General features: G+C 51.8%; 26 protein-coding genes. 2 read left to right on the top strand and 24 right to left on the bottom strand.

The window, feature by feature from the left end; translation table 11 throughout:
* Nucleotides 1–12: 12 nt before the first annotated feature.
* The 18 genes from LG323_RS04645 to LG323_RS04730 form a co-directional block, all read right to left on the bottom strand.
* The gene (locus LG323_RS04645) at nt 13–876 is read right to left on the bottom strand and encodes a mechanosensitive ion channel domain-containing protein (RefSeq protein WP_404419471.1); all 864 of its coding nucleotides are present in this window, start codon (nt 874–876) and stop codon (nt 13–15) included.
* Between the two features lie 53 nt (nt 877–929).
* Nucleotides 930–1,817, bottom strand: coding sequence for an EamA family transporter (locus LG323_RS04650; RefSeq protein WP_404419473.1), 888 nt, complete (start codon nt 1,815–1,817; stop codon nt 930–932).
* A gap of 39 nt (nt 1,818–1,856) precedes the next feature.
* Nucleotides 1,857–2,270, bottom strand: coding sequence for an alternative ribosome rescue aminoacyl-tRNA hydrolase ArfB (gene arfB, locus LG323_RS04655; protein ID WP_310697438.1), 414 nt, complete (start codon nt 2,268–2,270; stop codon nt 1,857–1,859).
* A 93-nt stretch (nt 2,271–2,363) separates the two neighbouring features.
* On the bottom strand, nt 2,364–3,740 hold the full coding sequence (gene nirK / locus LG323_RS04660) for a copper-containing nitrite reductase (RefSeq protein WP_404419475.1): 1,377 nt from the start codon (nt 3,738–3,740) through the stop codon (nt 2,364–2,366).
* Between the two features lie 153 nt (nt 3,741–3,893).
* Nucleotides 3,894–4,667: a type I methionyl aminopeptidase gene (map, locus tag LG323_RS04665; protein WP_404419477.1), complete on the bottom strand. Its 774-nt coding sequence runs from the start codon at nt 4,665–4,667 to the stop codon at nt 3,894–3,896.
* Nucleotides 4,660–4,866, bottom strand: coding sequence for a ParD-like family protein (locus LG323_RS04670; RefSeq protein WP_404420109.1), 207 nt, complete (start codon nt 4,864–4,866; stop codon nt 4,660–4,662). The genes map and LG323_RS04670 overlap by 8 nt, the downstream gene beginning before the upstream one ends.
* A 66-nt stretch (nt 4,867–4,932) precedes the next feature.
* Nucleotides 4,933–5,472 (bottom strand): DinB family protein, encoded by a 540-nt coding sequence (locus LG323_RS04675; RefSeq protein WP_404419479.1) that lies wholly within the window; start codon nt 5,470–5,472, stop codon nt 4,933–4,935.
* A 61-nt stretch (nt 5,473–5,533) separates the two neighbouring features.
* The gene (locus tag LG323_RS04680) at nt 5,534–6,634 is read right to left on the bottom strand and encodes a histone deacetylase (RefSeq protein WP_404419481.1); all 1,101 of its coding nucleotides are present in this window, start codon (nt 6,632–6,634) and stop codon (nt 5,534–5,536) included.
* Between the two features lie 161 nt (nt 6,635–6,795).
* On the bottom strand, nt 6,796–7,554 hold the full coding sequence (locus tag LG323_RS04685) for an AAA family ATPase (protein ID WP_404419483.1): 759 nt from the start codon (nt 7,552–7,554) through the stop codon (nt 6,796–6,798).
* The gene (locus LG323_RS04690) at nt 7,551–7,931 is read right to left on the bottom strand and encodes a transcriptional regulator (protein WP_310697429.1); all 381 of its coding nucleotides are present in this window, start codon (nt 7,929–7,931) and stop codon (nt 7,551–7,553) included. The genes LG323_RS04685 and LG323_RS04690 overlap by 4 nt, the downstream gene beginning before the upstream one ends.
* Before the next feature lie 8 nt (nt 7,932–7,939).
* Nucleotides 7,940–8,242 (bottom strand): type II toxin-antitoxin system HigB family toxin, encoded by a 303-nt coding sequence (locus tag LG323_RS04695; RefSeq protein ID WP_310697428.1) that lies wholly within the window; start codon nt 8,240–8,242, stop codon nt 7,940–7,942.
* Between the two features lie 95 nt (nt 8,243–8,337).
* The gene (locus tag LG323_RS04700; protein ID WP_404419486.1) at nt 8,338–8,730 is read right to left on the bottom strand and encodes a hypothetical protein; all 393 of its coding nucleotides are present in this window, start codon (nt 8,728–8,730) and stop codon (nt 8,338–8,340) included.
* Nucleotides 8,727–9,347, bottom strand: coding sequence for a hypothetical protein (locus LG323_RS04705; RefSeq protein ID WP_404419488.1), 621 nt, complete (start codon nt 9,345–9,347; stop codon nt 8,727–8,729). The genes LG323_RS04700 and LG323_RS04705 overlap by 4 nt, the downstream gene beginning before the upstream one ends.
* A gap of 233 nt (nt 9,348–9,580) precedes the next feature.
* Nucleotides 9,581–9,859, bottom strand: a complete 279-nt coding sequence (locus tag LG323_RS04710) for a hypothetical protein (protein WP_404419490.1) — start codon at nt 9,857–9,859, stop codon at nt 9,581–9,583.
* 107 nt (nt 9,860–9,966) lie between these two features.
* Entirely contained in the window at nt 9,967–10,446 is a 480-nt protein-coding gene (locus tag LG323_RS04715) for a hypothetical protein (RefSeq protein ID WP_404419492.1), read from the bottom strand.
* A gap of 203 nt (nt 10,447–10,649) precedes the next feature.
* The gene (locus LG323_RS04720) at nt 10,650–10,934 is read right to left on the bottom strand and encodes an LrgB family protein (protein ID WP_404419494.1); all 285 of its coding nucleotides are present in this window, start codon (nt 10,932–10,934) and stop codon (nt 10,650–10,652) included.
* Nucleotides 10,924–11,349 (bottom strand): LrgB family protein, encoded by a 426-nt coding sequence (locus LG323_RS04725; protein WP_404419496.1) that lies wholly within the window; start codon nt 11,347–11,349, stop codon nt 10,924–10,926. Before LG323_RS04725 ends, LG323_RS04720 begins: the two co-directional genes overlap by 11 nt.
* Nucleotides 11,346–11,690: a CidA/LrgA family protein gene (locus LG323_RS04730; protein ID WP_404419498.1), complete on the bottom strand. Its 345-nt coding sequence runs from the start codon at nt 11,688–11,690 to the stop codon at nt 11,346–11,348. Before LG323_RS04730 ends, LG323_RS04725 begins: the two co-directional genes overlap by 4 nt.
* Before the next feature lie 69 nt (nt 11,691–11,759).
* On the opposite strand from LG323_RS04730, the gene LG323_RS04735 reads away from it, so the two are divergent.
* Together LG323_RS04735 and LG323_RS04740 are read left to right on the top strand one after the other, a co-directional pair.
* Nucleotides 11,760–12,356, top strand: a complete 597-nt coding sequence (locus LG323_RS04735; protein ID WP_404419500.1) for an ACP phosphodiesterase — start codon at nt 11,760–11,762, stop codon at nt 12,354–12,356.
* Nucleotides 12,353–12,922: a gamma-glutamylcyclotransferase family protein gene (locus LG323_RS04740; RefSeq protein ID WP_404419502.1), complete on the top strand. Its 570-nt coding sequence runs from the start codon at nt 12,353–12,355 to the stop codon at nt 12,920–12,922. Before LG323_RS04735 ends, LG323_RS04740 begins: the two co-directional genes overlap by 4 nt.
* On the opposite strand, the gene pap is transcribed toward LG323_RS04740, so the two are convergent.
* The 6 genes from pap to LG323_RS04770 all read right to left on the bottom strand — a co-directional run bounded on the left by pap (nt 12,919) and on the right by LG323_RS04770 (nt 18,821).
* Nucleotides 12,919–14,391, bottom strand: a complete 1,473-nt coding sequence (pap, locus tag LG323_RS04745; RefSeq protein WP_310697286.1) for a polyphosphate:AMP phosphotransferase — start codon at nt 14,389–14,391, stop codon at nt 12,919–12,921. The genes LG323_RS04740 and pap overlap by 4 nt on opposite strands.
* A gap of 88 nt (nt 14,392–14,479) precedes the next feature.
* Nucleotides 14,480–15,784 carry a hypothetical protein gene (locus tag LG323_RS04750; protein WP_404419505.1) on the bottom strand — a complete coding sequence of 435 codons (1,305 nt, stop codon included), beginning with the start codon at nt 15,782–15,784 and terminating at the stop codon, nt 14,480–14,482.
* Nucleotides 15,784–16,935: an MFS transporter gene (locus LG323_RS04755; protein ID WP_310697303.1), complete on the bottom strand. Its 1,152-nt coding sequence runs from the start codon at nt 16,933–16,935 to the stop codon at nt 15,784–15,786. Before LG323_RS04755 ends, LG323_RS04750 begins: the two co-directional genes overlap by 1 nt.
* Before the next feature lie 89 nt (nt 16,936–17,024).
* Nucleotides 17,025–18,044, bottom strand: a complete 1,020-nt coding sequence (plsX, locus tag LG323_RS04760) for a phosphate acyltransferase PlsX (protein ID WP_404419507.1) — start codon at nt 18,042–18,044, stop codon at nt 17,025–17,027.
* 26 nt (nt 18,045–18,070) lie between these two features.
* A complete protein-coding gene (gene rpmF / locus LG323_RS04765) occupies nt 18,071–18,250 on the bottom strand; it encodes a 50S ribosomal protein L32 (protein WP_310697289.1) in 180 nt (59 codons plus the stop codon).
* Between the two features lie 37 nt (nt 18,251–18,287).
* Nucleotides 18,288–18,821: a YceD family protein gene (locus tag LG323_RS04770; protein WP_310697290.1), complete on the bottom strand. Its 534-nt coding sequence runs from the start codon at nt 18,819–18,821 to the stop codon at nt 18,288–18,290.
* Between the last annotated feature and the right edge of the window lie 85 nt (nt 18,822–18,906).

The following is an 18,906-nucleotide window of genomic DNA, read 5'->3' on the forward strand; positions in this document are numbered from 1 at the left end:
ATGCAATATATTTCAACTTTCCGTTACATTTATTGCTTCAGAATCCTGATCGACGAAAACCTGGTTCAATATCGACTGCTCAATAAAGCTTTTTTGTGAGGCCCTTACCGGCACCCTGACCACCAGATGAACTTCTTCCGCATCGGGAAATTGCAGAGTAACCCTGGGTTCAACACTGGGAATCTCCAGGCCAAGACGACCTGAAAGCCGCTGCATATAGCGTTTGGCTTCTTCCAGATAGGGTGCCGACTGCTGTTCGGCTGCCTGAGTCAGCTTGTTTCTGGTCTCTTGCCAGGGATCAGTCCGCAGCAGGGGCAAAGTGAACACATGCAGAACAAATTCCCCGGTGAAGCTTTCATTGACGACCGGCTCAGCAACAAAAAGCGCATTGGGCAACACCAGGGTTCGCCCGGTGCGCTGGTGAGTCAGTTTGCCTGGCCCCACCTCCATCAAGGTGGTGGTCAGCAGGTTCTGATCAATCACATCACCCCGAAAATCCTTGATCTGAATACGATCACCAATATCAAAAGTGCGTGCGGCCGATTTGAGGAGACTGCCGGTCAAACACAGGATCAACTCCTTGGTGGCCACCACCAAAGCCACGGCAATGGCCACCACCGACAAGGCCAGAGTGCGCAACTCCTCACCCCAGATCATGAACAAACCCAGAATACCCAGGAGTAAAAGAGCATTGCGCGATTGTACCAGCCATTTGCGCCTGGATTCACTGGGCAAAAGGCTGCGTCGAATCAGCCGGGAAAGCAGGCCCTGAAGCACCAGAAGCACAACCACCAGCACCAGGCTCAGCAAAAGTAAGCGCATGCCGCCGGAGGACAAAAAGGTCTGGCCGACCCAGAGGTGAATGGATTCCAGCATGGTTATAGCAACTCTTCGGGTCTATAAAACATCATCATACAACACCCAAAAGTTTAAGTGCGGGAATAAACACTCAAAGCAGTGACGGTCACCAGAATCAGTGCCATCCCCAAAAGCTGTACGGCCACCAGATTTTCACTCAAAATTACCACACCGAAAAGCGAAGCCGTCACCGGTTCCACCATAGCCACCATGGCTGCCAAAGCCGGAGGCGTCGACTTCAAGCCGACGATGTAAAGTATGAACGACAAACCGGCTCCCAACACCCCCAGCAATACAAACAAGGGCCAGTTGGGAGCACTCAACACAGCCAGCGCCTGACCCTGACCACCCAGAGCAACAAACAACAGGACAAAGACTGTAAAGGCAATCGCCAAAATCGCCTGAGGGCTGCCATGCGGCGCTGCGAATTTGAAACCGAAAATGAAAAGCGCATAAGAAAGCCCGGAAAGCAGACCGGCCCCCACAGCCAGAGGGGTGACACTGCCAGATCCCAGTTTATAAACCTCGGTCAGCAACACCACACCCAGCATAACCAGGGTAATCGCAACCCACTTAAAAGGTGTGGGTCTTTCCAGCTTGAGCGTAAAGGAAACCAGTAAAACGAAAATGGGAGCGCAGTACATCAAGGTGGCCGCAACAGCGACACTGCCTTCGGAAATACTCAGAAAATAAAAGGAAAAATTGCCCGCCACACCCAGACCGGCTATCACTGACCAGAACCACAAACGCTGGCCGCCCAAACCACTCGCGTGGGAACGCAAAAGCAACCAGACCAGAACAAACACCAGCCCGATGGCACCCCGATAAAAAGACACCACCAGGGCATCCCAGCCCTGAGCCATCAAAAAACCGGCAATCCCTCCCGACAGCCCCCAGCAGAAAGCCGCAAAAGCCACCAGAACAGGGCCCAGAGCCGTTGTTTTGTCAGAAGAAATCATTTGCGACCTCCTCTTGGTGCTGCTTCAAGGGCTTAACCTTTAGGGACCCACCTTGCCCCGCAGGTTCTTTATCTGACCCCGCCGGGTTTTCTGATCCACCCGACGCCGCTGGGAACCCTTGGTGGGCCGGGTCGCCCGGCGCACTTTCACAGGTTTAACCGCTTCCTGAATCAATTCCTTCAACCGCTGCAGGGCATCTTCCTTGTTCATTTCCTGAGTGCGAAAACGCTGAGCCTTGATCACGATTACTCCTTCCTGAGTAATCCGCTGGTCAGAAAGCTTCAGCAGGCGTTCCTTGTAGAAAGGCGGCAAGGACGAGCGCCGGATATCAAAGCGCAAATGCACTGCCGAAGCAACCTTGTTCACATTCTGCCCACCTGCACCCTGGGCACGAATCGGCTGAAAGTCAAACTCCCAGTCTGCCAGGTGAATGTCTGGAGTAATTTCGAGCAAAAGAGCCTCTTGAATAAACTATTTGTAGCAATGGAAAAACCCCGGATCCGAAGACCCGGGGTTTTGTTTTCCGGTTGATTGTACCTAAAAATATCAGTGGTCGCTGGTATCCTTCCCGTGGGCATCAAAGACACTCTTGTCCGCTTCCCCTTCGACCGTCAGAAAACCAGCCAGCCCGCGTTCAGCCCGCGAGAGGGCGTGGTCAACCAGGATATAGCGCCCCGGATAATCCACATCAAACTCGACCATGGTGGAACCACCGGGAGCCACTGTTGTGGTTTGCACATTGTGCAGCGGCGGATCGGTCAAGGCCCCTTCATGATAAACACGGTCGAAAATTTCTCCGATCACATGGAAGGAGGAGGTTGCGTTTGGCCCACCAACGCCAAAGAAGATCCGCACCGTCTCACCCACCTGGGCCGTCATCTTGTGAGTACTCTTGAGCGAATTCACCGAGCCGTTGAAGATCATGTACTCAAAATCCTCATCCAGCAGCTTGTCGATCGAGAAGGACAACTCGCCCCGGGTACCAAAATCCTCTGCAGTATAAAGCTCGCCCTGCATCACATAGAATTCCCGGTCCACCGGATCAAGGCCCCCTTCCGGCTCGACCAGAATCATCCCGTACATACCGTTGGTGATATGATGCGCCACCATGGGTGTTGCGCAGTGATAAACATAAAGCCCCGGCTGCAATGCCTTGAAGGTAAAGCTTTCGGTCTGACCCGGTGCGGCCTGAGTGACCGCAGCGCCGCCACCTGGGCCTGTTACAGCATGAAAATCCACCGAATGGATCATGGTGGAGCTTTCAGGGTTTTTCAGGTTGATTGTAACGGTATCGCCCTCACGTATCCGTAGCATTGGCCCTGGCACGGTGCCGTCAAAAGTCCAGAACTTATAGCTGGAACCATTATCCAGCTTACCAACCTGCTCTATTGTTTCCAGGGTGTACTCCAGCTCAGTAGGGCCACGATCACCAATCGGATCCGGCAAGTCCATGGGAGACAGGGTCATATCCTCGGCATCCGTGTCAGCCCCCCTGTCCCCGTCACCGACAAGGATCTTGCCTTCCATCCCGGCAGGACGGTGGCCGGGGACTGAACACCAATAGAAAAACTCACCTTCCTGGTTGGCACGGAAGGCAAGTACAGTGCTTGAACCCTGCCCTGACACCTGATCCGACTTGGCGTTGTTGAAATCCGGCGCAACGATATCATGCAGGGCACCGTCACCATTGATCATATTGATCTGCACCATCGCACCCGGCTCCACATTCAGCGTCGGGTTAACCTTGCCATCAATTTCACCACCCTGGCCAATATAGACCAAACGACCATCGGCAATGGCCGTGCGCAGGGTAAAGGTCACATCAGGGGTGTACTTGGCGGAGGAATCGTTTGCTGTCGCAACCAGCGGAGTGAATAAGACTGCCACGAACAGCAGCAGATAGTTGAGAATTTTTATTTTCATGGTGTTTCTCCTGGTGGGCAACCCGGGGAATCAAGCTCGTGTGGAAGTTGATTCCATAGGACAGGTGTAGGACAGGAAACACCAAAAGACAAAGAATATTAATCAATTATTTCCAGTGGCTGGTTAACTGATGTTTGAACACCAGGCTTCAGCTCAGCTCAGCTCCTCATCCCGAAGCGTAAGCACTTCATAGCCCTTCGATGTCACCGCCAGGGTGTGCTCCCATTGGGCTGACAATTTCTTATCACCCGTGACAACAGTCCATCCATCATTCTTCCGTTTAATTTTTGCCTTTCCCTGGTTGATCATTGGCTCAATTGTGAAGGTCATACCTTCTTGCAAGACCAGACCTTTACCTGGCTGACCAAAGTGCAGGACCTGGGGGCCTTCATGCATTTCACGACCAATACCATGACCACAGTACTCCCGAACAATCGAGTAACCATGCTTCTGAGCATATTGTTGAATGGCATGGCCAATATCACCCAGCCTGGCTCCAGGCTTAACAAGCCTTATCCCTTCCCACATGGCTGCATAGGTTTTATCAACCAAACGCCTGGCCAATGGAGCCACATCACCAATCATATACATTTTACTGGAATCAGCGATAAAACCGCCCTGTTCAAGCGTGATATCAATATTGACGATATCGCCAGACCTGAGTTTCTGAGTAGTTGAAGGAACACCGTGACACACCACATTATTGACTGAGGCATTGAGCACATACTGATAACCATATTGCCCTTTACTGGCCGGACGAGCTTTGAGCTGATCGACAATATACCTTTCAACCAGATTATTAATATCCATTGTGGACATCCCGATCTTTACCTGGTTATCAAGATAACTGAAAACGGATGCCAGAAGTCGCCCGGATTTACGCATCACCTGCAACTCATCTGCGCTTTTCAGCGTGACCTCAGACACTGGCCACCTTCCTTACATCAACATCTGCACGCTGCATTTGCTCACTCACAATCTGAGTAAAGGACATACTCGGATTGGCTTCAGCAAGCATACCTATTTTGATCCAGTATTCAGCCTGAGCGTTGATGGAACGCACCATGACCGAGCTGGCCTTGCGAATTTCTTCATGCAATTCATCACTGATCTTTACGATACCCATAATCACCTCAAACATACGAAACATATATGAATCGTATACTGCCTGAGATTGGGCTGCAAGAAGAAGTTAGGGCGTTTCTTGAGGAATCTGAGCCAAGAGGTCAGTCACCCCAATATCCTCACCTGCCTGGGACAGTAAAGTAGAAACCTGGCCTCGATGATGGGTTTGATGGTTAAAGAAATGAAGAATCAAGTTTGAATAGCGTTTGCTGGACGAAATCCCTTTGCTGTTTTTATAACTGAGAACAGAATCCAGATCATTATCGGACAATTCAGCAACCCAATTGATAATTTTACGATCCAACCAGGTGCGATGCTCAGCCAAGCCATCAAAATCATCAAAGACCAGCTGGTTCAAGCTCGTTGGGGTTGGAAGATCAGCAACCTCGACCAGGGAATTCCGGCAAGGCGGGTGTGAAGCAAACCGCTGAAGCCAGATGGTATCCGCAACAAGAATATGATTCAAAGTACCCAGAATGGAGCCAAAAAATGCCCCGCGATCCTTGGCTAAATCCGCTGCAGTGAGGTGACTTGCTGTCTCATAAACCTTTGAGTTCATCCACTGGTTATAGGCAGCCAACAATTCAAAGTGATTTTTCAGGCTCATATGGGTTCTCTCTTATGTACAAGCTAGCCAATACAGGCCGAGAAAGTTTCATCTTACATGCTTAGACATCATCACTGAATGCCGTGCGGTGGAATATCTCAGCGGCCTCCACCTCCTCCACTCCACACTCAGATGGTTTTTCTGCATCACCTCCGGCCAGCACTTCCAGCACGGCATGAACCCCCTGGGAAAGCGATACCAGATTGTAGCCCCCTTCCAAAACCAGCACGAGTCTACTATCACAGTGTTCATCAGCAATGTCCTGAAGAATGCGCGTGATGACCTTGAAACCGTTATAGGTCAGGTTCATGGCCATATCATTATGATGGGCATCAAAGCCAGCGGAGACCAATACCAGATCGGGTTTAAAATATCGTGCGGCCGGAAGCAGTATTTCCCGATAGGCTTTCTCAAAAGCAATGTCACCGGAGCTTTCAGGGAGCGGAACATTGATGGTATAGCCTTCACCAAGGCCCGCACCCACTTCGTCCAGGTGGCCGGAGCCGGGATAAAAGGGTGCCGCACAATGGGTGTCAAAAAACAGCACATCCGGGTCCGCCCAGAATATTTCCTGCGTGCCGTTGCCATGATGTACATCCCAGTCAACGATCAGAATACGCTCACAGTTCAACTTCGACTGGGCATGGGCCGCCGCCACAGCAACGTTATTCAACAAACAGAAACCTCTGGCCCGAACCGACTCAGCGTGATGACCCGGAGGCCGCACCAAGGCAAATGCACTTTGTGATTTTTTATTGACCACGCTTTCCACTGCCGCGATGGCATTACCGGCCGCTGCGGTGGCTGCGTTGATACTGCCGGGTGAAACAGCAGTGGTATCTCGATCCAGCCAAGCGCTTTCGCCTGCCAATGAGAAAATATGATCCAGGTAGGATGTGGTATGGACGCGGCTTAGCTGTTCGTAGGTAGCGCTAGGGCCAGCGGCCAGGTGAATGCCTGGTATAGGGTGCTCATCCAGATACTTTTTGATGGCACTCAGCCGTCCAGGGTGCTCGGGGTAGCTCCAATTAAAATGCAGCCCCTGCAGGACACTCCTAACACGTTTCTCCACCCGGCTGGGTATAAAAGGTAAATCAACCTGTGGGTCATGGCCCAGCATCACTTCATCAAAAAAGACATTTACCGTGCGATCACCTATCACCCCATTCCCCTTTGGCCTATTAAACTGCTTGAAAAGATTGGATGGCATTTTTGCGCAGATGTTCAAACACTGAACAAAAGCAAGAGCAACCCGGCTTCAAGTCTGTTCAACCGACGATCCCTATCAAGAAAGGGAGTAAGATAAATAAGGTAACTGCCTGGTCAGGCATCAGGCTCTTCTTCTGAAAACAGATGCTTGAGCATTCGCTCCGGCCCATTCAGGAAGGTCCTGGTGATTTGGTAATGATCAGTATCATAGTAGTCCACTTCCCGGATACCATCTTCCTCAAACTGATACAGAGTAGCCCCTGGATAGGCCAGTAGAATTGGTGAGTGGGTGGCAATCAGAAACTGGGCATGGCGCGGGACTTCAAGCTCATGAATAATTCTCAGGAAAGCAAGCTGTCTTTGCGGTGACAGAGCTGCCTCCGGCTCATCAAGGATGTAGAGCCCGTGTTCAAACCGATTCTCGAACAATGCCAGAAATGACTCACCGTGGGATTGTTGATGCAGTGATTTGCCGCCGTAAGCCTTGAAATTGGAGACGCTGTCGAGATAGCTTGCGAAGTTGTAGAAACTCTCCGCACGCATGAAAAACCCTTCGGTCATTTTAGGCAGCCACGAGAGCCGTAAAGCCTGCGCCAGCTCTGACCGGTCTTCCCTCGCCTCCCGATAATGGTCTCGGTTTCCACCTTCAGGATTAAAACCACAGATTTCCGCAAGAGCTTCCAGAAGAGTGGATTTCCCACTGCCATTTTCCCCGACAAAGAAGGTCACTGGTGTTGGCAGATCCAGAGCAATTCCGTGACGAAACGCCGGGATATTGAAAGGAAAACCTTTATCCGTCATGCCCTCAAAGTTGCTGCGAATGCTGCGCAGATAAGGAGCACCTAACCTGTTCCCAGGTGCTGACAAGCTCATGCAGCAGAGTTATCCCGCTGAGAGCTATGTTTGATCAGGCTTTCCGCTGGAATGGAAAACACCTCGTGGAGCCCCTCAATCATTCGAAGTGTCAAAGGGCGTTTTCTAGCCAGCACTTCGTAAACACGGTTTTTTCGACCAATAACAGGGACGAGATCGTCAACCGTGAGGCCCTGTTGCTCCATTCTGAACTTGATGGCCTCAATCGGATCAGGGAAGTCGATAGGATAATGCTGTTGCTCATAGGCCTCGACCAGGGTGACCAGAACATCCAGTCGATCACCCTCCGCTGAACCAGCCTCAGCCGACATAAGACCTTCAACCTCTTTCAAAGTCGCCTGATAATCAGCTTCTGTTTTAATGGGTCGAATATTCATAGATCACCTCATATTGTCTGTGCATCAATCGCATCGTATTGCTTGTGAGTTCCGATAAAACGGATATAGACAACGCGATAGGCATAGTTGATCCAGACCACTAGTCGATACTTGTTGCCAGCGATGTTGAAGACCACCCGGCCATCTTTCAGGATACTGGCGTTCGAGAATTGTGCTTTAACATCATTTGGGTTGGCCCAATCAGCCTTTAACGTTTCTCGATACCACGCCAACCCCGGTTCTCTAGAGTCCGAGTAAGCTGACGAACTTGACCAGAACGCCTTTAACGTAGATAAAGCAATCACTCGCATAGCATCACTTTAGTCCCAAAATGGGATCAGCACAACTCAAAAGGTTGATTTCAATGATCGTATAGGCAGGCGTTCAGCCACCTGGGTAATAAAAATTAGGCCCAACCCCTCAGCTTGGCAGCGATATAAGGAGCAAGGGCTGTTACTGCGAGGACAAGAGGCCAGATATTGCCGTCCTTGAAAGTGTAAGCCTCAAGTAACTCAGGCCAGGACTTGCCTTGCAGCAGCCCGAACGAAAACTCAAAAACAAGCGTGAGGGCAAGCCAGCCTAGCCCCACGGCCCAGAGCTGAACGGGGCGACGTATATGCAACCAGGGAAGTGAGAAGTAAGTCACCCCAATAATCAAAGCCGAAAGCAGCAACCCGCTCACAATAAGTGCAGTCGGAGTTCCCAACCCAGGCACCAGCACAGACTCACGCAGCACCCCATTGGCAATCGCCAGAACGAGAATAGCAAACCAAATCACCAAAGCCTTTAAAGCGATCATCGTAAACTCGAACCGGTTGATTGTTTTGTTAGAATTTTTTTTATATGGCTGGAGTACATCACCAACCCTCTAATGATTAAATCTGCAACCCCAAATCGCCGCTGCTGTATATTGAAGCAATCCACCATGTTAATTAATTCGGAATCAGAATAGTGCTTAGAATTTCTCAGCATCATTAAAGAATTTACTTCAAGATTATTAACTATCAATGTATCTATATCATGAACTTCTTCTGGCTTTGCTTCTAGTGCAACTGGAATTTCAGATTCCAAAAGAGTAGTAACACCAAGATGTATATTGTAATCCCGTAGTAGTTTCATAATATGAAAAAGAGGATTGCTACTTTTCACTATTGAAAAATCTTCATAAACAGCAGGGCACTTAAGTTTTAATGCGTCCTCAATACTAACAAATTCAGCTAGAGAGGCTCGCAAATACGCTTTGCTCGCTGAGTATGGCGGCATGATATACAGAGACGTCTTGCTATTAATGCAAGCCGCCATATATATGGCACAACAAAATCGCTCATATATATCATCATGACCTTCTGGCAAATAATTTGGCTCCGGAACAACCAAATAACCTCGTGTCATCTCTGGAAATTCATCGTAATTCATATGCGAAATTTCTAACGAGGTTGTAGAAACACCTCAGCCTAAAAAATTGATCATCTTTTGTACTAAAAATAACGGTTATGCATGAATTCTAGAACAGTTCTCATCACCAAGAAACCCAGAATTTATGTAGGAGCTCGAAAAACACTCAAAAAACGAAACTTCTTGGGTTTTTCTACAACCTGAACGCTGATGCTCATCCGCGCAGTGGTTTCCGCGTCGGATACAGCACAGGGTTAGGCGCGCCTAGCCCAAATTGAACTGCTCGTTGGATGGCCATGATCGTCCTCAATCGACGCATCGGGTTCCACTTCGCGTATACCTAAATCTTCAGCGTTTCGCTTGAGCAGCTTCCCAAACTGGGCGTTAAATGAAAACTGGGCTGGCGTGCCATGATTACTGCAGAAGCCCCCATTGTATCTGCGGAGTACATCGGCAGTAGAAAAGTGTTCAGACTCGATCTGCGCAATCATCTTGCGGATTCGATCAAGAGATACAGGAATTGCTTCATCCACGTCAATATCTTCCTCTATTGCCTACACCGCCAACACGAGCGGATTTGTAGTGAAGGCGAAGCCGTAACGGGAAAGCCGTCACGTGTTTGGCCTTGTTAAATTCTCGTTCAATTCACACCATCGGCAACAATCACCCCATCATTTTCAAGGAGCTCTGTTTCAGACGCTGATAGCGCTATATTTGCCGCCTGATCACCTTTGATCTTGAAAATACCGTATTCTAGGTGCGGTATATCAAAGGTGCGAGGAACTGCACGTAAGTTTGGAGGGAACGCCATGAACGCTTTTGGAGGCGACCCATTAAGATATAGTGATAGCTGATAGTACTGTGTATCATACGCAGGTAAACGAGAGGCAGCTATTCGTAGTTCTCGCCAGCTATCACTATCCTTTTGAAACGCTGCAACGTCTTTCAAAAGCTTTAGCGAAAGAAGTGAACCCTGTTTTCCTGATGAGTGCAGGTAGTTTAGTAGCCAGCAGAGCCCATTGGAAATTAACTTAATTTTTACGCCATATACCCCACTTTCTACCGAGATTCCCCGCTCAGCAAGCAGCACTTGATCTTTGTTGCTTAGTGTTGGCACCATGCTCTCCTTATGAATTTAACTCTTAAGCGGTTATTCAGGTGGCACAGCCATCGTATAACCGCATGTTGAACGGCCGCTGGCTCAGAGGGAGGGCTAGGCAGCTCTAATGACTTTTTACCGGTTTTCCTTTTTCGGCGCAAATAATTTTCAAATGATGATCGCGCATGGAATGCGCTCCTACAATGCGCTCCTACACTGTTTTATTAGGCCGCACCCAAACTATAAACCAAAGGCAATATAATAGCAGTCACTGCACCGGTCAGGCTCATGGCGAGGGCGGCGAAGGCGCCGGTTTCTTCGCCTTCTTCCAGGGCCAGGGCGGTGCCTGCGGCATGGGCGTTGAGTCCGAGGGTGAAGCCCCGTGCGGCGGGCAGGTGGATGCCTGACTTTTCCAGCAGCCAGGGGGCCATGACGGCACCAGCGACGCCAGTGATCATGACAAAAACCGCAGCCAGCGCCGGGGAGCCGCCCAGGTCTTCAGCAAGCAAGGATGGCAATGGGTGAGGTGACGGATTTGGGAGCCAGGGAGGCCAGCAGCTCGGGCCCTGCCCCCAGCAGCCAGGCAAAGGCCAGAGTCAGCAGTACAGTGGCAAAACCACCAATCAGAAGGGCTGTAACCAGGGGCCAGAAGTAATCCCGGATGCGGCGCAGGTGGGTATAAAGGGGAACAGCCAAGGCAACGGTGGCTGGGCCGAGAAACAGCCAGATCAAATCCACTGAGGCATAGTAGGTGTCAAAATCCACATCCAGCAGCAACAGCAGGCCAACCACGATCAGGGTAGCGACGAGCACCGGTTGGGTGAGCAAAGTGCGGGTGCGCTGGTTGAGTTCCAGCGCCAGCTGATAGCCGATCAGGGTGATCAGCAAACCAAACAGGGGGTGGTTAACCAATAGCGTTATCATTTGGATTCGGCTCCCCGTGTTGCCAGGCGCTGGAGCACCCAGGCGGTGAGGGGAATCGAAATCACCAGCGAACCCAGCAGGGCCACGCTGATGGCCAGGAAGCTGGAAGTAATTACTTCCCACTGGGACATAATGCCCACGGCGGGTGGAATCAGCATCAATGGCAGGTATTTAAGCAACTGGCCGCTGGTCACCTGCAGGGGTTCGGGCACCCGCCGCAGAACCAGTAGCACCACCAGCAACAGCAGCATGCCGATAACCGGGCCGGGCAGATTGATGCCCAGAGCGGCTATCAGGGTTCCGGCAAACTGAAACAACACCAGCAATAACAAGCCCCACATGGCTTCTATCCTTTCTCATCAAAAAAAGAAGCCATCTTAACCTATGCGAAGCTTTGCTATAATCCATCCATGAATTATCTCGCGCATCTGCATCTGGGTGGCTCCCGCCCTGAACAGCTTCTTGGCAGCCTTTACGGTGACTTTGTGAAGGGGCCGCTGAAGGGTGAATATCATGAAGATATCGAAAAGGCGATTGATCTGCACCGGCGTCTGGATGGCTTTACGGATCGCCACCCTTTGCTGAAAACTGCCCGTAACCGCTTCTCACCAGAGCTGATGCGTTATTCGGGTATTGTGCTGGATGTGTTTTTTGATCACTGTCTGGCCCGGCATTGGCAGGATTACAGCAGCACACCCCTCCCCCATTTTACCCAGAAGGTTTACCACCTGCTTCTGGATCAGCCTCAATTACCGGGGCGTCTGGAGCAGATGGCTCCTTACATGATTGCCGATGACTGGCTGAGCAGCTACCGGGATTTTACGGTGATTCGCCGGTCTCTGGCTGGTATTTCGCGGCGTTTGGGGCAACCGGGTTTGCTGGACTATTTCTGGCCACAGCTGGTCAAGGAGTATGATTTTTTGACCCAGGACTTTCACGCCCTTTATCCTGAGCTGCAAGAATTTGCCCGCAACCATCCCAGCGTTCAACAGGAGGCAAGAACTTGAGTCAACACCACTGGATTTTTGGCTATGGCAGTCTCATCTGTGCTGATAGCCGCTCGCGCACAGGCGTTACCGGTGAGGCCCTGAGCGTAGAAGTCGAAGGACTGGAAAGAAGCTGGAACGTGGCTCTGGATACCGCAGACTTGAGTGTTGTGGGAATTCGTCAACGCAAGGGTTATTGCACAGGAGGCATGTTGTTTCCTGTCGAGGAAGACCAACTGCCGTTGTTTGATGCACGTGAAAAGGAATACCAGCGAGTAGAATTGGCAAGTCGTGAGCTTCGTTGTCTGGACAATCAGGCTCTTCCTGAAGGCCATTTCTGGGTTTATCTGCCACCCGAACAAACCAGCCCTCACCCGATTGCCCTGAGCTACCTGGATGTAATTCTCCACGGCTGCCTGCAAGAGGGCGAAGCCTTTGCCCGGCATTTTCTGGAGTTCACCAGTGATTGGAAAACCTGCCTGGACGATCGCCAGCAGCCGCTTTATCCTCGTGCCCTGAATCCCGAGCAGCAACAGCAGTGGCTGCCGAAAATCGACAGCCTCCTGGCTCACTTCAATCTCCGTTAAAGGGCTTTTTCCAAGCGGTCACAGAGAATTTCCAGCGCCCGCACCCGTGCATAGCGTTTGTCATTGCCTTCAATGATGTACCAGGGTGCATTGGGTGTGCTGGTTCTTTCCACCATATCCGCCACGGCCTGGGCGTATTCATCCCATTTTTCGCGGTTACGATAGTCTTCATCGGTGATCTTGTGCTGCTTGTAGCTGATCTGTTCACGGGCCTTGAAACGCGCCAGCTGTTCGTCCTTGTCGATGTGCAGCCAGTATTTGAGTAGAACGATGCCGTGTTCGGTGAGTTCTTCCTCAAATTCATTGATCTCCTGATAGGCCCGTATCCACTCATCGGTACGCGCATAGCCTTCAATACGCTCCACCAGCACCCGACCGTACCAGGTGCGGTCAAAGATGGTCATGTGGCCGGCACGTTGCAGGTGCCGCCAGAAGCGCCAGAGGTAATGTCGGGCTTTTTCTTCATCGGTGGGGGCTGCTACAGGAATCACCCGGTAATGGCGGGCATCCAGGGCGTGAATCATGCGCCGGATCATGCCGCCCTTGCCACCGGCATCCCAGCCTTCCAGAGCCATGACGGTGCTGACTTTTTTCTTGTGGGCCTTGCGGGCCAGTTCATTGAGTCGTGCCTGATAGTCGGCCAGCTGCTCCTTGTATTCCTTCTTTTCCAGCGATTTTTGCAGATCTACGAAATCCAGCAGGGTGGTTTTGTCTTTTTTGGCGCTCCAGTCCACAGCCGGAGAAACCAGGGTTTTGGGATCGACATTCAGGCGTTTTTGAATCATGTCGCGCAGCAGACGCCCCACAGTGAGGCTGCGATAGCGCTGGTCATAGCCTTCCACAATAATCCAGGGAGCGTGACCCGTGCTGGTCTGGCGCAGGGTTTGCTCGGCAACCTGACGAAATTCATCATAAACCTTGATGTTGTCCAGGTTCTTTTTGGTCACTCGCCAGGCGGTCTTGGGATCGCCAGCCAGGGTTTTGATGCGGTTTTTGTATTGCTTCTTGCCCAGGTGCAGCCAGATCTTGATCAGCAGGGCTCCGTCATCCACCAGCATTTTTTCCAGGGTGTTGACCCGTGACAGGTAAGCTTCCTGGTCGTTTTCGGACATCTTACCGCTGAGGCGATCCGCAATGGGTTCGGAGTACCAGGAACTGAAGTGAATACCGATTTTGCCCTTGGGTGGCAGGGCACGCCAGTAACGCCAGAAATGCGGCCTTTCGTTTTCTTCATCGGTGGGTGCATCAAAGGCCGAAGTTTCCAGGTGGCGCGGGTCCATCCATTCGTGCAGCAGGTTGACCATTTCCCCCTTGCCAGCACCATCCACCCCGGAAATCAACAAAAGCACGGGGAAGTCGGCCCCCTGCAGTTGCTGTTGCATTTCCAGAAGTTCAACTCTTAAATCTTCAATTTCCGCTTTGTAGGTGGCTTTATCCAGAGTACGTCCAAGTTCTGCTGCTTCAAACATGGCCTTTTCCTTTATTTATTATTGAAGTGTCTAATGTTGCAGACTAACAGGAAAACTTACCTGGGAAACACCCGCTTTACGGGCTGTTTCACAAAAACCTGTCAGAAGTCAAAAACACATAGGTATGCAGGGCCAGCAAATGCACCACCAGCATCATCAGCACAAAGCCGAAATTCCAGCGAGTGAAGGCATGGGCAGGCAGGCCATAGCGCCCCTGCATCGCCAACTGGGTGCCTGATAAAGGCGAGAAAGCCACTCCCAGTGACCAGGTCATTAAAAACACCAGGGCCAGCAGGTTGGGGTCCTCCACGGAAGGAGCAAAAATCCCCCCGGCGGTGGCAATACTGATGACCGGATGCACCCCCACACCTGACAGGGCCACCAAAACCACCAATAAAAACCAGGCCTGCCAGGGTCCGAAATAGCTCACCTGCAGGCTGAAATCCACGGCCTGCATGAAAGCCCCCAGACCCGCGGCCAGAACCCCGGCGGCCAAAAACAGCAGGGTCTCACCCGACATGGTCGGCAGGGTATGTTCGATATGCTGACGCAGGCGTTTGAAACCCTTTTTCTGGTAACGCAGAAACAGCAAAACCAGGGTAAACAAGAGGGACAAAAAGGACACCAGGGTCAGAATCGGCAATTCCTTCCAGAGGCTGTGAGCCAGGAGCACACTGATGGCCAGGGTCAAAGGCAGAGTCAAAGCCCGCCAGTGCATGGGGTAAGCCTGGGTGGTTGCAGCTTCAGGAGTTTGCAGCAGCCACCAACCGGCCAGAAACAAGCCCAGCAAGGCCACCACTGAACCAACGGACATCAGCGTTAGCAGATCGGCCCCCGGTGCACTGACCAACACCACACCCATGGCGGCAAAAAAAGGCGACCAGTGCGCGGCCAGGGTAAAACCCCGGGAAATAACCAGGGCCTGCAAAGGTGAAAGCGGCTTACGGGAATGCAGGCGATCCCCCATGATGATCATGGCCGAAAAGTTGATCACGGCACCAAAGGCATGCACACCCAGCAGGGTTTTCCAGAGGGCTTTGCGTCCCTGAGGCAAGGCTTCTTTTGCGGCCAGATCACTGATCGCCACCAGGCGCAAAAAACTCACTGAAATCAACATGCTGAGTAGGGCCTGATTAGCTTCCCAGGCTTTTAACCACCAGCTCACCTCCACTGAATGCAGTTGCCCCCAGAGCAGCCCGGCAGAGCCGACTACCAGCATCACGGTCACCTGGATTTTCTGCAACCCGGCCAGACGTGGAAGGAGACGAAAAGCGGCCAGCCAGGCGAAAAAACCGGCCACCACAGCCAGGGAAGAAAACCCCAGACTGGCCAGAAGTGCAAAAACCACCAGAGCCAGCAAACTGTAACCGGTCAGGGCATCCGCTCGTTGCACTAATCGACTTCCTGGCCTTGCGGGTTTCCTGAAGGCAGCAGCAGAAGCAAGAGAGCCAGGCTCATGGCCAGCAGGGCGGCAGCCAGAAACACCCCCGTCAACCCGGCCCAGGCTTCAACCGGTGCTGCCAGCAAGGGTGACATGAACTGCCCCATAAAAAACACGGAAGCAAAACCACCCATCACCCGGCCCCGGTAAGCCACAGGAGCCAAGGTCAACAACCAGTGATTCCCGGCGGGAAAAGTCATACCCGCCCCGAAGCCACTCAACAAGACTGCAGCCAGGATCAAGAGGTAGGTATCCACCTGGGCCGCCATAAAATAACCCAGGGCAAACAAAATAAAAGCCAGGGCATAAATTTGCCGATGGCTGATCAGGTTTTTAATGCGTCCAAAGAGGAAACCGGCCAGAGCACCGGACAGAGTACTGGTAGCAATCACCCAGGCCGTTTGCAGGCTGTTGCTCTGAAAACGCTCGGCGAGCAGAAAAGGCATCTGGGCAGGCAGTAGGTAAAACAGGGCCATGGCAATAAAGCCCAGTCCATAAACCGGAAGAACAGAAGCCAAAGGGAAAGGGGCCTGAGGGTTAAAGTCGGCAGTGTCTTTTTCCGGCTGGGGTTCTTTTAAAAAGCGCCAGGCCAATGCAAAAACCACCAGACTGAAAAGATACACCAGAAAATTGGCGCGCCAACTTCCCAGTGCCAACAACCCACCCAGGTTGATGAAAACCACCCCACCCAAAGCCATGAAGCTGCCCTGCAGGCCCATGAAGGACTGGCGTTCCTGGCCGCTGAAATAATCCCCGATCAGGGTGGTGGCAATGCCCATAACCCCGGCCACACCAATGCCCAGCAGAGCACGGGTCAAGAGCATCCAGGTCATATTTTCGGCCAGGGCACCGGCTGCACCGCCAAAGGCATAAATCAGTAAACAGGTCAGCAGAACCGGCAAGCGACCAAAGCGATCCGCCAGCCAGCCCATCAGAGGCGAGAAGATGGCAATAAACAAAGCGGGCAGGGTAATAATCAGCTTGACCCAGACATCCGGGTAGCTGTCAAAGTAGCGGCCAATATCCGGCAGGCCGGGGGTAATAATGGCGCCTGCCATGACCGTAAGACTACTGGCCAGCAGCAACACCAGTTTGATCATCATCACTGAGTTGTCGGTCACCTGAAAATTAGAATCGCCAGTCTAACCGGGATCAAGAGGTAATTAAACCAGCAATTGAGACTACAAAACCTCTAGTGCAGGTCAAGACGCTGCATCTGCTCCAGCAGACGTGCTGACAGACCCTGCCTGGCTTCGGTGGCTGCCCGCAAAATGGCATAGGAAAATCCGCGGGCATCGGCATTGCCGTGGCTTTTGACCACACTGCCCTTGAGACCCAGCAAACTGCCGCCGTTATAGCGCACCGGATCCATCTGCTGTTTGAGTTGCTTGAGAACGGGGCGTGCCATCAGGCTGACCAGACGGCTGTAAATGCTTTTGGCAAACAACCCCTGAATCTGCTCGGAAAGAAAACGCGCCAGGCCTTCACTGGTTTTCAACGCCACATTGCCAACAAAACCATCACAAACCACCAGATCAACATCACCCTGGAAGATTTCATCCCCTTCCAGGTAGCCGATATAATTCAGCTGCGGGTTCTGGGCAATCAAATGCGCCGCCAGTTTGACCTGGGCATTGCCCTTGATGGCTTCACGTCCGACATTCAAAAGCCCGACTCTGGGGTGGGCCAGACCATCCACACACTGCACCATCACTGACCCCATCAGGGCAAACTGCAAAAGATGCTCGGCCTGGCAATCGACATTGGCACCCAGATCCAGTAAATAGCTGTGCCCCTTGCGGGTGGGAATCGCAGTGCTGATGGCCGGTCGCTCAATACCCGGCTGCATACCCAGATAATGCCGCCCGATCAGCATCAGGGCTCCGGTGTTTCCGGCACTGACACAGGCCTGACATTGACCCGCTGCAACCAGTTGTACGGCCAGATGGATCGAGGATTTTTTTTTGCTTCTGAGAACGGAGGCCGGAGCATCCTGCATCGCAATGGCATCACTGCTGTGCAGCAGGGAGATGCGACTGGCGAACTCACCGGTCAGATGATGTTGGGACAGGAGTGACTGAAGTAGAGGCTTATCGCCCACTAGGGTCACTTTGAGAAGGGGGTCCTGGGCCAAAGCCAGGATGGCACCAGCAACATTAGTGCGGGGACCTGAGTCCCCGCCCATAGCATCAATAGCAAGATTAACCTGCACAGAAAACTCCCTGTGCAGTGAAAAGCTTACTCGTCGCCTTTGTTGATAACTTTCTTACCACGATAGAAGCCTTCAGCCGTTACATGGTGACGACGGTGAACTTCACCCGTTGTTTCATCAACGGACAGGGCGGTGGTGCCCAGTGCATCGTGAGAACGACGCATATCGCGCTTGGAACGGGTTTTACGATTCTGTTGAACAGCCATGGTTTACTCCTGGGTTTTCAAAACTAAAGTGATCATTTCACTGCCTGGTTTTCAAAGATTTTTTCAAATCAGCCAAGGCACTGAAAGGGTTGTTTTCTTTTTCAGTCGGCTCATCAGCCAACTCATCTTGTTCAAGCGGCTGCAGCTGACACTCTTCTTCGGGATGATAAGCCACCAAAGGCAAAGCCAGAAGGAACTCATCCTCAATAACCGACATCAGCAACAAGCGGTCATTTTCAATAAAAACCGGCTCATGAGTTCGCGGCAGGTTAGCAGCAGACTCATCGGAAGTCACCAAACCCCAGAGGAATTCAGTGTCCAGAAGCTGCTTGCTTGGCCCCAGGCACCTTTGGCATTCCAAAGTCACCTCACCGTTCAGCCTACCTTCAACCTGTGGCAAGCGCTGACTGTCGTAGCTGAATTTCAGCTTCACCTGAAAACTGCCTTGAGTCGCCAACAGCAGATCCTGCGCTCTGTGCATGGATTCAAGCGGCAGCTCTAAACTGATTTCTCGTTCGGCCGCACAAAACTTGTAAGGATCCAGGGGTTCTTGCAGGTATTCATTTGCCATAAAATTCAAGCGCGCAATAATAGAGGGACAGAGCGTCTGTGTCAAAGCCGTTTTACTTGCCAAGCTCCTTAAGGAGCGCCATTCT

Source organism: Marinospirillum sp. (genome assembly GCF_044810985.1).
GTDB lineage: Bacteria > Pseudomonadota > Gammaproteobacteria > Pseudomonadales > Halomonadaceae > Marinospirillum.